This is a genomic window from Streptomyces sp. NPDC001744, assembly GCF_042892575.1.
In the GTDB taxonomy this organism is placed as follows: domain Bacteria; phylum Actinomycetota; class Actinomycetes; order Streptomycetales; family Streptomycetaceae; genus Streptomyces.
Map to the genome: position 1 here is coordinate 323,954 of NZ_JBIAUG010000004.1, position 12,934 is coordinate 336,887.

General features: G+C 74.0%; 10 protein-coding genes. All 10 read right to left on the reverse strand.

Going from position 1 to position 12,934, the window contains the following annotated elements:
* Positions 1 to 146: 146 nt before the first annotated feature.
* The 10 genes from ACFYZY_RS07695 to ACFYZY_RS07740 all read right to left on the reverse strand — a co-directional run bounded on the left by ACFYZY_RS07695 (position 147) and on the right by ACFYZY_RS07740 (position 12,725).
* Positions 147 to 2,465 carry a xanthine dehydrogenase family protein molybdopterin-binding subunit gene (locus ACFYZY_RS07695; protein ID WP_388690472.1) on the reverse strand — a complete coding sequence of 773 codons (2,319 nt, stop codon included), beginning with the start codon at positions 2,463 to 2,465 and terminating at the stop codon, positions 147 to 149.
* Positions 2,462 to 4,225, reverse strand: a complete 1,764-nt coding sequence (locus ACFYZY_RS07700) for a 2Fe-2S iron-sulfur cluster-binding protein (protein WP_388690475.1) — start codon at positions 4,223 to 4,225, stop codon at positions 2,462 to 2,464. Before ACFYZY_RS07700 ends, ACFYZY_RS07695 begins: the two co-directional genes overlap by 4 nt.
* Complete coding sequence (locus ACFYZY_RS07705; protein WP_388690478.1) at positions 4,222 to 5,097, reverse strand: FAD binding domain-containing protein; 876 nt, start codon at positions 5,095 to 5,097, stop codon at positions 4,222 to 4,224. The genes ACFYZY_RS07700 and ACFYZY_RS07705 overlap by 4 nt, the downstream gene beginning before the upstream one ends.
* 292 nt (positions 5,098 to 5,389) lie before the next feature.
* Complete coding sequence (locus ACFYZY_RS07710) at positions 5,390 to 7,033, reverse strand: beta-N-acetylhexosaminidase (RefSeq protein ID WP_388690481.1); 1,644 nt, start codon at positions 7,031 to 7,033, stop codon at positions 5,390 to 5,392.
* A 4-nt stretch (positions 7,034 to 7,037) separates the two neighbouring features.
* Positions 7,038 to 7,886, reverse strand: coding sequence for a carbohydrate ABC transporter permease (locus ACFYZY_RS07715; protein WP_388690484.1), 849 nt, complete (start codon positions 7,884 to 7,886; stop codon positions 7,038 to 7,040).
* On the reverse strand, positions 7,883 to 8,854 hold the full coding sequence (locus ACFYZY_RS07720; RefSeq protein ID WP_388690487.1) for a carbohydrate ABC transporter permease: 972 nt from the start codon (positions 8,852 to 8,854) through the stop codon (positions 7,883 to 7,885). Before ACFYZY_RS07720 ends, ACFYZY_RS07715 begins: the two co-directional genes overlap by 4 nt.
* A gap of 5 nt (positions 8,855 to 8,859) precedes the next feature.
* Complete coding sequence (locus tag ACFYZY_RS07725) at positions 8,860 to 10,122, reverse strand: extracellular solute-binding protein (RefSeq protein WP_388690639.1); 1,263 nt, start codon at positions 10,120 to 10,122, stop codon at positions 8,860 to 8,862.
* Positions 10,123 to 10,450: 328 nt separating this feature from the next.
* Positions 10,451 to 10,744: a DUF3039 domain-containing protein gene (locus ACFYZY_RS07730; protein ID WP_388690490.1), complete on the reverse strand. Its 294-nt coding sequence runs from the start codon at positions 10,742 to 10,744 to the stop codon at positions 10,451 to 10,453.
* A gap of 53 nt (positions 10,745 to 10,797) precedes the next feature.
* Entirely contained in the window at positions 10,798 to 11,985 is a 1,188-nt protein-coding gene (locus ACFYZY_RS07735) for an acyltransferase family protein (RefSeq protein ID WP_388690493.1), read from the reverse strand.
* 179 nt (positions 11,986 to 12,164) lie between these two features.
* Positions 12,165 to 12,725, reverse strand: a complete 561-nt coding sequence (locus tag ACFYZY_RS07740) for a YqgE/AlgH family protein (RefSeq protein ID WP_388690496.1) — start codon at positions 12,723 to 12,725, stop codon at positions 12,165 to 12,167.
* Positions 12,726 to 12,934 lie beyond the last annotated feature (209 nt).

Genomic DNA, 12,934 nt, shown 5'->3' on the forward strand with positions numbered 1-12,934 from the left:
GGCCCGTCCCCGGCGTGCTGGGGGGGCCTGGTGTATATGTGGCCCCGTTCACAATGTTGTTGGGGCGGGGCCCCCCCCCCCGCCCCCCCCCGCCCCCGCCCCCGCCCCGGCCCCCCCGGGGCGGGGCCCGTCGCCGTGTCCGGTCCCTACGGGGTGGCCGCCACCGCCGCCTGCGGGCGGATCGGGAGGCGGTTGACCGGGCGGCCGGTCGCCGCGCGGACCGCCGAGGCCACCGCAGCGGGCGAGGTGACGACAGGGACCGCGCTCGCGGCCTTGGCGCCGAAGGGGGCCACCACGTCCCGCTCCTCGACCAGCTTCACGATGCGGATGTCCGGGGCGTCCAGGGAGGTCGGGAGCGCGTAGCCGGTGAAGTCGGGGTGCCGGACCAGGCCGCGGGCGGTGCGCAGGTTCTCCGTGAGGGCCGCGCCGACGCCCTGGGTGACGCCCGCCTCGATCCGGGTGGCGAGCTGCGCCGGGTTGAGGACGCGGCCGACGTCCTGGGCGACGGCCATCTCCACGACCCGTACGGAGCCGAGCTCCACGTCCACGTCCACGACCGCCCGGATCGCGCAGAAGGCGAGGCCCACGAAGGCGTCGCCCTGGCCCTCGTCGTCCAGGGGCTCGGTGGGGTGGGGGCGGCACTGGGCGGTGGCCCACAGCTCCTTGCCGTCGAGCGCCTCGGTGACCGTCGTGGACAGCACGCCGTCGTACGAGGTGATCTTGCCGTCGGCGATCTGGAGCAGCTCCGTCGACATGCCGAACTTGTGGGCGAGGGGCTGGAGGAGCTGCGTGCGGACCATCTTCGCGGCCCGTTCGACGGCCCCGCCCGACACCCAGGTGTGCCGGCCGTGGGCGGCCGGTCCGGCGGGCGGCTGGTCGGTGTCGACGGGGGCGACGTGGACCTCCTCGACGCCCAGGGTGTCCTGCACGATCTGCCGGGCGAGCGTCGAGAAGCCCGAACCGGTGTCCACGGCCGAGCAGATGACCGTGGCCACGCCGTCCATGACCCGCACGGTCGCCGTGGAGACCTCGTCGGTGCCCTCCGCGCCGAGCATGTGGACCATGCCGAGCGCGTAGCCCACGCCCCGCCGCACCGCGCCGGGCTCGCCCGCGCCCTCGGGGCCGCCGGGCAGCAGCCACTCGCCCTCCGGGATGTCCTTGGGCAGCGGGGGGAGCGGGAAGTCCCGTACGGCGGTGAGCAGTTCGGCCACCGGGGCCGGGCAGGTCACCGTCTGGCCGGTGGGCAGGAGGTCACCGGTCGCCATGACGTTCCGCAGGCGCAGCTCGGCCGGGTCCACGCCCAGCTTGGCGGCCAGCTTGTCCATCTGCGCCTCGTACGCCGCGCACACCTGCAGGGCGCCCTCGCCCCGCACGTGGCCGGAGGGCGGGTTGTTCGTGCGGACCGCCCAGCCCTCCACGAAGGCGTGCGGGACGACGTACGGGCCGCAGGCGAAGGCGACGGCCGCCGCGAGCGACTCGGACGAGGAGTCGGCGTACGCGCCCGCGTCGAGCAGGATCTGCGCCTCCACCTTCACCAGGCGCCCCTCCGCGTCCGCGTGGTGCCGGTAGCGCAGCAGGGTGGGGTGGCGGTGGGCGTGGCCGAGGAACGACTCCTCGCGCGTGGCGGTGAGCTTGACGGGGCAGCCGGTGCGCAGCGCGAGCAGGCCCAGCGGGATCTGGAAGCCCGGGTCCTCGCGGTCGCCGGTGGCGCCCGGGACCCCGGTGACGACCAGCTTGACCTGCTCGGGCGTCAGGCCGAAGCAGGCGGCGGCCAGGTCGCGGTCGGTGTGCGGGTCGGTGGAGGCCGTGTACAGCTCCACGCCCCCGTCCGGGCGGGGCACGGCGAGGCCGGCCTCGGCGCCGATCGGCGCAGGGTCCTGCCGCCCGATCCGGTACAGGCCCTCGACGACGACCTCGCCGGTGGCCTCCGGGTCGCCGAAGCGGAGCGGGATGTGCCGGATCAGGTTCCCGTCGGGGTGCAGGGGTTCGGCCTCGAACGCCTTCTCCGGGTCGGTGACCGGTTCGAGGACCTCGTACTCGACGCCGATCGCGGCGGCGGCGAGCCGGGCCGTGTCGGGGTGGTCGGCGGCGACGGCCGCGACGGCCTCGCCGTGGTGCCGGACCAGGTCGGAGGCGAAGACGGGCCGGTCGGCGACCCGGCGCCCGTAGGTGGCCGCGCCGGGCACGTCGGCGGCCGTCACCACGGCCCGCACGCCCGGCATGGCGGTCGCGGCGGTGGTGTCGACCGAGACGATCCGGGCGTGCGGGTGCGGGGAGCGCAGGATCGCCGCCCAGAGCAGGCCCTCGGCCCACAGGTCGGCGGCGTACGGGAAGGTGCCCTCGGTCTTCGCCCGGGACTCGGCCTGCGGGAGCGAGGTGCCGAGGCCGTGGGCGGTCGGCTCCGGTCCGAGGGGTCCGGGTCCGTCCGGGACCGTGGGAGCGGCGGTGATCGCGTCGCTGCTCACGCCATGCCTCCGTCGTGCGGGTGGGGGATCTGGTGCGGGACACGGGCGCCGTCGGCGCCCTCGGATGCGTGGGCCGCGGCACTCGCCTCGCGCTCGGCGACGACGTCCCGGACGGCCTGGAGCACGCCCCGGTAGCCGGAACAGCGGCAGAGGTTGCCGGCGAGCGCCTGGCGGGTCTCCAGCTCGGTGGGGGCGTGGTTGCCCTCCAGGAGGTCGTGCACGGTCATGCACATGCCGGGGATGCAGAAGCCGCACTGGACGGTGCCGCACGTGGCCATGGCCCGCTGCACGTCGGAGGGCTCCCCGTCGACCGCGAGGCCCTCGACCGTCCGGACCTCGCTCCCGGCGGCGGTCGCGCCGGGCACCAGGCAGGAGGCGACGAGGCGGCCGTCGACCTGCACGTTGCACGCGCCGCACTCGCCCTGCGAGCAGCCGTCCTTGGCCCCGGCGAGCCCCAGCCGCTCGCGCAGGACGTAGAGCAGCGACTCCCCGATCCAGGAGCCGGTGACGGGCCGCTCCACCCCGTTGACCCGCAGGGAGTACGAGGTGTGGGGGTGTTCGTCGCCGTCGGTGGACGCCCCGGTCCCCGGTGCGGCGGGGAGCACGGCGGAGGCGGTCGCGCCGGGCACGTCCGCGTCCGGGACGTCCGTGTCGAGGACGGTCTCCGCGCGGGGTGCGGCGTCCGCGCCGGGGACGGTCTCCGTACGGGGTGCGGCGTCCGCGCCGGGAACGGCCCCCGCCGGGGGAACGCCGTCCGCGCCGGTCCCGGGAGCGGGCTCCGCGCCGGGGCCGGGGCCCTGGTCGGGGGCGGTCTCCGCGCGGAGACCGGCATCGGTTCCCGGGGCGTCCTCGCCGTGCTCCGGGTCCGGGCCGTACGCCTCCGCCGGGTCCGCCTCCCCGTCGGCGGCCTCCGGGCTCCCGTCCGCCTCCGTGTCCGTGTCCGTGTCCATGGACACAGGCACGGGCGCGGGGATGTCCGCGGGCACGGCCTCCGGGGCGCCGGGCACCGGCTCACCCGGGAGGGCCCAGGGCGCGGGCGCGCCGCCCGGCAGGGTCGCCGGGGCGCCGTCGTACGAAGGGGGCGCGGCGGGCGGCACCGGAGCGGCGAACCCGCCCCGCTCCTCCGCCTCCTCGACGGGGAACTCCCACTGTCCCGTGGCGCCCGGCCCCGGTGCGGGCTCCGTCGTTCCCGCCGTCCCCGCCTCCTCGGCGAAGCGCCACTCGGCCGTCGCGTGCGGGTCTCCGTCGCCGTACCCGGCCCGGTCGGGGCGCCCGCCCTGCTCGAAGTACTCGAAGCCCCCGCTCGGCCCGAAGTCCTGGCCCCGGTCCTGATCCTGGTCCCGGTCCTCGCTCCGGTCCTGTCCGAAGGACCGCGACGGCTCGAAGAAGTCCGGCTGCCCGAAGGGCCCCGGCGACTCGAAGGACCGGGGCTCCTCGAATCCCTGGAGTTCCCCGAACCCCCGGGGCTCCTGCTCCTGCCCGAAGTACCCGTCCCGCGACGGGTCCCGGTCCGCCTCCGCCGACGGGTGCGCCGTCCAGCCGCCCGTGGCCGCCGGATCGGTCGCCGGGGCGGGGGTGAGCGGCTGGAGGGGGGTGATCATCGGCGGCACGTAACCGTGACCGGGCGCCTCCAGGGGCACGCCGTCCAGCATGAAGTCGGGCGGCAGCTGCACGAAGGCGGTCGCGTCGCCGTCGTACCCCTCGCTCTGCGGGATCGGCTCCCAGCCGCCCTGGTTGCCGTGCTGTTCGTCGTTGCTCACGCGAGTGCCCTCCCCAGTGCCCGTCGGGCGAGTGCGGCGACGGTGCGCCGCAGGTGCAGTACGGCGGGGGGCAGTTGCCCGCCCCCCTGCGGGTCCGGGACGCAGGCGGCGGCGACGTACTCGCCGAACGCCGTCAGCGCCTCCGGCGCGAGCCCCCGGTCGTTGTCCCAGTCCACGAGGGAGGCGATCCAGCGCTCGGCCTCCAGCGGGCGCAGCGGCATCGGCGCGACGGCGCCGACGGCGCAGCGCACCCCGCGCCGGGCCGGGTCGAGGACGACCGCGACGGAGGCGGTGGCGCGGGCCGGGCCGGTGCGGCCGGTGGCCTTGAGGAAGACCTGGGGGGCGTGGAGCAGCGGCACCCGGACGAAGCCCACGAGTTCGCCGGGGGCGAGCAGGTCGCGCCCGGCGAGCAGGTGGGAGACGGGGATCTCGCGGCTGCCCTGCGGCCCGAGGACGACGAGGTCGGCCTCCAGGGCGGCGAGGACGGGCAGCGAGTCGCCGGTGGGCGCGGCGGTGACGACGTTGCCGCCGAGGGTGCCCGCGTTGCGGATCTGGGGCGGCCCGGCGGCGCGGGCGGCGGCGGCGAGGGCCGGGATGAGGGCGGCGAAGTCGGGACGGCCCATCCGGGCGTGGGTGAGGCCCGCGCCGAGGAGGGCGTGGCCGTCCTGGTACTGCCAGCCCCTGATCTCGTTGACGCGGCCCAGGCCGACGAGTCCCGCGGGCCGGAGACGGCCCTGGTTGACGGCGGCCATCAGGTCGGTGCCGCCCGCGACCGGAATGGCGTCCGGCCTGGCCGTGAGGGCCGCCACGGCCTCGTCGAGCGAGGCGGGCAGCGTCACGGACTGCGCCGTCTGTGGTGCGTGCGTGGTCAACCCGCTGCCCCTTCCCGGTGTCCCGGCGGACCCCGACTGTCGCCCGGCCGTCGCGCCTGCGTGTGGGCGTACCGTACGTGCTCACAGGCCGGACGTGGCAACTCTGGCACATCTTCGGAGCCGTCCGGCGCGAGGGTCCGCGAAGGACTGTTTCGTCCGGAACATCCCTTTGAGGGCGGTGACTTCCGTTTCGTCGCCCCCGGATGCCGGGGACCGTCCCGCCCCGGTGGCAGGGACGGCCCCTCCCCGGCGGCGGGAGCGCCGCTCCCGGGTGACGGGGCCGCCGGGACCCTCACACGTTCGGGGGCATCCCCTCCAGGGGCCGGCCGAGGACTCCGGGCCGGCGCTGCCGGGGCAGCGGCCCGGCGGGCGGCCGGTAGTCGACGCCGAGGGCGTCCAGGCGCCGGTAGTGGGTCTCCATGCGGCGTTCGAAACCGGTGTAGTCGCGGGCCTCCGGGGCGGGGAGCGCGGACCAGGCGACCTCGGCGAAGGCGGCGAGGCGGGGGAAGACCTGGTAGTCGACGCGGGAACGGTTCTCCATGACCTCGGTCCAGACGTTGGCCTGGGTTCCCAGGACGTGGGCGGCGGCCTCCTCGGAGAGCTCCGGCGGAACGGGCTCGAAGCGGTAGACGTCCTCCAGGGTGCGGACGTACCCGATGGGCACCGGCTCGTCCTCGCCGGGCGCCTGCCGGTGGTCCAGGTAGACGTGCTGCTCGGGGCACATGACGACGTCGTGGCCGGCCTCGGCGGCGGCGATCCCGCCCCCGTAGCCGCGCCAGGAGGAGACGGCCGCGCCCTCGGCGAGCCCGCCCTCCAGGATCTCGTCCCAGCCGATCAGGCGGCGTCCGCGGGCGGCGAGCCAGCGGTCGAAGTGGCGGATGAACCAGGACTGCAGCTCGTCCTCGTCGGCGAGGCCCAGCTCCTCGATGCGGGCCCGGGCGGCCGGGGACGCCTTCCACTGGTCCTTGGGGCACTCGTCGCCGCCGACGTGCACGAAGGGGGACGGGAAGAGCTCCAGGACCTCCTCGAAGACGCCCTCGTAGAAGCGGAGGACGGCTTCCGTGGGGGCGAGGACGTTCGGGTTGACGCCCCAGGTGTCCCAGACGGCGAGGGCGGCGGTGTCCACGACGTCGGTGTTGCCGAGTTCGGGGTAGGCGGCGAGGGCGGCCTGCGCGTGGCCGGGCAGGTCGATCTCGGGGACGACGGTGACGTGCCGCTCGGCGGCGTACGCGACGATCTCGCGGATGTCGTCCCGGGTGTAGAACCCGCCGTGCGGGGTGTCGTTCCACAGCGGCGAGGCCCGGTGGCCCCACTTGGTGCGGGCCCGCCAGGAGCCGACCTCCGTGAGCCTCGGGTGGCGCCGGATCTCGACGCGCCAGCCCTGGTCGTCGGTGAGGTGGAGGTGGAGGACGTTGAGCTTGTGGGCGGCGAGGAGGTCGATCAGGCGCAGCACGTCGTCCTTGGGCGCGAAGTGCCGGGCGACGTCGAGCATGAGGCCGCGCCAGCCGAACCGGGGCCGGTCCTCGACCGTGACGTGCGGAAGGTCCCAGGGCCCGCCGGACACGGGCGCCCGGCGGTACGCGTCGGGGCCGAGGAGCTGGCGGAGGGTCTGGGCGCCCCAGAACACCCCGGCGGGGCCGCCGCCCTCGACGAGGACGGCGGCGCCGGGGTCCCCGGTGGTCAGCCGGTAGCCCTCGGGGCCGTGCTCCCGCGCCACCTCCTCGCTGATCCGGAGGCGTACGGCGCGCTCGCCCGTCCCGTCGGGGAACGGCAGCCCGGTGGCGGCGCCCAGGGCGGCGCGGAGCCAGCGGGCGGTGCCCCCGGTGCCGGGTCCGGCGTCGAGCGCGGTCCGCCCGTCGAGCGTGACGCGCCCGGGGGCGCCGCCCCGGCGCCCGGCCGACAGGGGTGCGGGGATCAGGTCCGTGGAACCGGTCATCGCGTCAGTCCTTCACCGCCCCGCCGAGTCCCGAGACCAGGCGGCGCTGTACGAGTACGAAGAAGACGAGCACCGGGACGGTCATCACGGTCGAGCCGGCCATGACGCCTCCCCAGTCGTTCTCGTCGGGCTTGAAGAAGACGAGCAGGGCCATGGGCAGGGTCGACTGCGAGGTGTCGCTGATGAGGAACGACTTCGCGAAGAGGAAGTCGTTCCAGGTGGAGATGAACGAGAAGACGCTGGTGGCGACCAGGCCCGGGAAGACCAGCGGGAAGAGGATCCGCCACAGGAACCGGGTGCGGCTCGCGCCGTCGATCTGCGCCTGCTCCTCCAGGGCCTCCGGGACCGCCCTGACGAAGCCGCGCAGCATCCAGATCGCGAACGGCAGGGAGAACGCGATGTGCGGCAGGATCAGCGAGCCGAGGGTGTTGAGCTGCCCGAAGTCCCGCATGAGGAAGAACAGGGGGATGGTCAGCGCCTCGACCGGCACCATCTGCGCGACCAGGAACATGATCAGGAGCGTCGTCCGGAACCGGAAGCGGAACCGGGTGACGGCGGTCGCCGCGAGGAAGGCGATGACCGCGGAGGCGAGGACGACCGTGACGGCGACGAGCAGCGAGTTGAGGAAGTAGCGGCCGAAGTCCTGCTGTTCGAGGACGCGCCGGAAGGAGTCCAGGGACGGCGAGAGCGTCCACGGGCGCGGGTGCGCGGACTGGATCTCGCCGGCCGGCTTGAGGGCCGAGAGGACCATCCAGTACAGCGGGAAGGCGACGGCGGCGGCGACGAGGAGGGTGACGGCCTCGGCGGCGAGGCGTCCGGGGCGCCGGACGCGCGGTGTGCGGAGGGCGCTCACAGTTCTTCTCCCCGGCGTCGCAGCAGGCGCAGGTGGACGAGCGTCACGGCCAGCAGGATCAGCAGCATGACGACGCCGATCGCCGAGCCCAGGCTGTACTGGGACGAGGCGAACGCCTTCTGGTAGGCGTACACGTTGAGGACGAGGTTCTGGCCGGCGATGCCGCCGCCGTTCGTCATCACGTAGATCTGGGTGAAGAGCTTGAAGTCCCAGATGATCGACTGGATCGTGACGACGGCCAGGATGGGCCGGAGCATCGGCGCCGTGACCGCGCGCCAGATCCGCCACTGCGAGGCGCCGTCGAGGGCGGCGGCCTCCAGGACCTCGGTCGGGACGGCCCTGATGCCCGCGTAGACGGTGACCATCACGAACGGGAAGGAGCACCAGACGACTTCGAGGAGGACGAGGGCGAAGGCGCTGTACCGCCCGTACGTCCAGGAGAAGTCGCCGAGCCCGAGGAGCCGGTTGACGGGGCCGAAGTCGGGGTCGAAGAGGAAGACCCAGACGGTGGAGCCGGTGACGGCGGGGGTGGCCCAGGCGCCGAGCGCGGCCGTCATCAGGACGAACCGGGGCAGCGCGCGCACGCGCGTGAGGAGCACGGCCAGGGCGCAGCCGACGGCGAGCGTGGTGACGACGCAGACGGCGGCGAAGACGACGGTGGCGAGGAGGACCTGCCGGAACTGGGGATCGGAGAAGAGCGCCGCGTAGTTCCCGAACCCCTGGAACGAGGTGGGTTCGCCGCCGCTGACCTGGGCCTGGGTGTACTCCAGGAAGGAGATCAGGCCCAGCTGGTAGACGGGGTAGACGAGGAGCGCGCCGAGGACGACGAGGGCGGGCAGCAGGTACAGCCAGGGGGTCCAGGCGCCGGGGCGCCGGGGGCCCCGGACCGCGGGCGCGGGGCTCGCGGCCGGAGGGCCCGCGGCCGCTCCGGGCCGCTTCTCGACGGGCGGGACGAGCGGGGTCGTCATGCGGATCAGCCCGCCGACGCGAAGACCGCGTCCATCTTCTTCGCGGCGTCGTCCGCCGCCGCCTCGACGTCCTTACGGCCGCTGACGATCTCCTGGAACATCGTGGGCAGCACGAGGGAGGCGTCGATCTCGCCCCAGCCGGGGGACGCCGGGACGAACTTCGTGCCCGCGGCGAGGGTGTCGGTGAAGGGCTTCACGAAGGGCTGCCGCCGGGCGGCGTCGGCGCGCACGTCGGCGTACGTGGGCAGGAAGCCCATCGCGTCGAAGAGCCGGCCCTGGGCCTCCTTGCCGGCGAGGGACTTGAGGAGGTCGACGGCGAGGGTGCGGTGCGAGGTGCTCCTGAGGACGCCGATGTTGTTGCCGCCGGCGAAGGCGGGGGCGATCGAGCCGGGGGTGGTGCCGGGCAGCGGGACGACGGCGTACTTGCCCTTCACCGCGCCGGCCTCGACGGCCGCGTGGCTGAAGTCGCCGCCGATGGCCATGCCGGCCTTGCCGGAGGCGAAGGCGGTGACGGTGGCGTTGCCGCCCATCTGGGCGCACTTGGCGGCCGGACAGTTGTCGTCGCCGAAGAGCGAGGTGTACGTGGCGATGCCCTTGAGGGCGTCCGGGCTGTTGACGGCGGCCTTGTGGGAGCCGTCCCGCTCGGTGGCGAGTTCGCCGCCGGCGGCCCAGACGAAGGGCATGGCGCCGTAGGTGTAGGCGCCGCCGACGGCGATGCCGTACAGCTCGGGCCGGGCCTTGCGGATCTTCTTGGCCGTCTCGACGAGTTCGGCCTGGGTCTTGGGGGCCGTCAGGCCCAGGTCCCGGAAGACGTCGGTGCGGTAGTAGAGGGCGCGGACACCGACGAAGAACGGGGCGCCGTAGACCTTGCCGCCGACGGTGACGGACCGGCGGGCGGTGGGGTCGGTGTCCTTGGCCTCGTCCCAGGCGGCGAACTCGGCACTGATGTCGGCGAGGCCGCCGTCCTTGACGTATCCGGCGGTGTCGGTGTTGCCGTACTCGATGAGGTCGGGGGCCGACTTCGGGTCGTTGAAGGCGGCCTTGACGCGCTGGGCGCGGGTCTCGACGGGGATGTACTCGACCTCGGCCTTCGCGCCCGCGTTGCGCTGCTCGAAGGCGGCGACGGCCTGCCGGACGGCCTGCTCCTTGGGCTTGTTGCTCACCTCCTGGAAGAGCCAGACGCGCAGGGTGCCGCTCTTCTCGTCCGTCGTGGCCTTCCCGTCCGAGGTCTGGGGCGCGCAGGCGGTGGCGGTCAGCCCGGCCAGCAGGAGCGCGGTGACGGCGGCGGTGACGGGGGTGCCCCCTGCTCGGGCGAGGCCGAGAGCTCGGGGGAGGGCGGAAAGCTTCATGACGGGACCCCTCCAGGTACGTGCGTTGCAACATGCGCAATGGCCGTTTCGTGCTGCACAACACGCGTGAGGTTAGGCGCGCTCCGGGCGGGCCGACAAGAGGTCTCGACCACTCCGTGACCGGCGGAAGCACCCTGCGCAACGGGGAAGGGGAGGAACGCGACGAAAACGGAACGGCCCCCGCCGCACGCGCCGAAGCGCGCACGACGGGGGCCGTCACCGGGTCTTCCCGGCGCCAGGACCCGCCCTACTTGTCCTTGCCGCCCTTGCCGCCCTTGTCCTTGTCGCCGCCGGCGCCCATGGATTCGTAGATCTCCTTGCACATCGGACAGACCGGGTACTTCTTGGGGTCGCGCCCCGGCACCCAGACCTTTCCGCACAGCGCCACGACGGGCGTGCCGTCGAGCGCGCTCGCCATGATCTTGTCCTTCTGGACGTAATGGGCGTAGCGCTCGTGGTCGCCGTCACCGTGGGACACCTGCGGCGTCGGCTCGACGAGGGTTCCCGTACCTGCCCCGCGCTCGGGCTCGAGAGTGCTCATGGGACCCAAGGGTACCCACGCGGACACGGGAACCGGTGCCCCGAGGGCGGTGCTCAACGGGTGGCCGGGGTCGCGGGGGGCGCGGGCTTCCAGCGGGCGGGGATGCGCCGCACCAGCCAGCGGTTGGCGGGCTCCTCCACGAAGCGGTAGAGCACCCAGGACAGCGCCAGGACGACGAGGCCCATGCCGAGCATGGAGAAGAGCGCCGAGTCCTTGTCCGGGACCCGTCCCCACTCGTAGATGGAGAGGCGGATGACCGAGTGGTGCAGCAGGTAGAAGGCGTACGACCACACGCCGAGCAGGATGAGCGGCTTCTTGTTCAGGATGCCGCGGTGTCCGGCGGCCTCCCGCTGCACGAAGGCGACGATGATCAGTGCGGCGAGCAGGGCGACGGTGGGCCGCAGGGTGTAGTCGAGCTGCGCGTCGTAGGCGGCGGACAGGTGCGCGCGCAGCGTGAAGTAGCCGTAGACGTAGGCCGCCAGCAGCGCCAGCGGCACGATCGGGCGCAGCGGGACCCGGAAGCCCCGGCGGAGCAGCAGGGCGACCGTCATGCCGAGGAGGAACTGCGGCAGGTAGACGACGGGGTGGCGCATGACCCAGCGGGCCGTCGCGGGGGCCAGGCTGTCGAAGGCCCACCAGTTGACCGCCCACATGCCGACCAGGCCGGCGATCGTCAGCGCGACGAGGAGCGGGGTGCGCATCCGGACGATGAAGCGGGCGAGCAGCGGGAAGAGGGCGTAGAAGAGGATCTCGACGCTGAGGGTCCAGGTCACCGGGTTGCCGGGAAGCGTCGGGGTGGCCTCGGGAAGCCAGTTCTGCACGAGGAAGACCGAGGCGATGAACGACTTCCACTCCACGGCCTGGTCGGCCCGGAAGTAGAAGACGTAGTAGGCGAGCGCGGCGGCGACCAGGGTCGCCGGCCAGATGCGCGCCACCCGGCGTATGTAGAAGGCGATCGGGTGCTCGTGCGGCTTGTACACCCAGGTCATCAGGAAACCCGAGAGGACGAAGAAGAAGGTCACACCGTGACCGCCCATCTCCGAGTACGGGAAGATGGACGGAGCCGTGCCGTAACCCGTCTTGTTGCCCACTCCGGTGAAGTGGTGGGCGAACACGGCGAAGGCCGCGAAGAACCTCAGACTCGTCAGCGAGTCGAGGCGGGTGGGCAGCACGGCGCCGGCGTTTTCGGCGGGCACCCGCTTCGAGACCCGGCCGTTCCGGGCAGCGGTTATGACAGACACGTGGTCATCTCTGATCGTCTGGGCGCACCGACGCGCCTCGTGGGCTTCAGGAGGGTCGGATTATCGTACGCATCGCGCCCACCTTCGGACAGACGCCCACCCTTCCGAACTCCCGGAGCCCGCTCTTCCGCGGAGGAGGGGACGCCCCCTCCCCGCCCCGGCCGGACGGGTCCGTCGCCTCAGTTGAGTGACGGGTCGTCCGGATACGTCGCGACCATCGCGAGGTCGCCGCGCTGCCGCCGCAGCACCTGCCGCCAGAGCGTCCCGGGCTCCGGGGAGGAGACGTCACCGGGCTCCGACTCGACCACGTACCAGGCCCCTTCGCCCACCTCGGACTCCAGCTGGCCGGGGCCCCAGCCCGCGTACCCGGCGAAGATCCGCAGCGCGCCGAGCGCCGGTCCGAGCAGCTCGGGCGGGGTCTCCAGGTCGACGAGGCCGATCGCCCCGTGCACCCGCCGCCAGCCGAGCGGGCCCTCGTCGCCGGGGATCACGGCGATGCCGAGGGCCGCGTCGAGGGAGACGGGGCCGCCCTGGAAGACGACGCCCGGCTCGCCCGCGAGGTCCGCCCAGGGAGCGAGGACGTCGCCGACGGTCACCGGCGTCGGCCGGTTGAGGACCACGCCGAGCGAACCCTCGTCGTCGTGGTCGAGCAACAGGACCACCGCGCGGTCGAAGTTCGGGTCCGCGAGGGCGGGGGTGGCCACGAGCAGCCGTCCTGTGAGCGAGGACACCTCGGTCATGCGACCCATGATCCCGCATCTTCGGCGCGCGCGGGGCGCGTCGGACGCGGGAACGCGGGAAGACGGGAACCCGCCGCAGCTCAGAGGGGAGGGGAGCGGACGGGCGGACGGGCCGCCGGGAGAACCGGACGGTGACACTCCGCAAGATCGCGCCAACAGAGGGTGTTGTGCCGAATTCATTACGTCTGGCAGGCCCCCCGACCCACCCG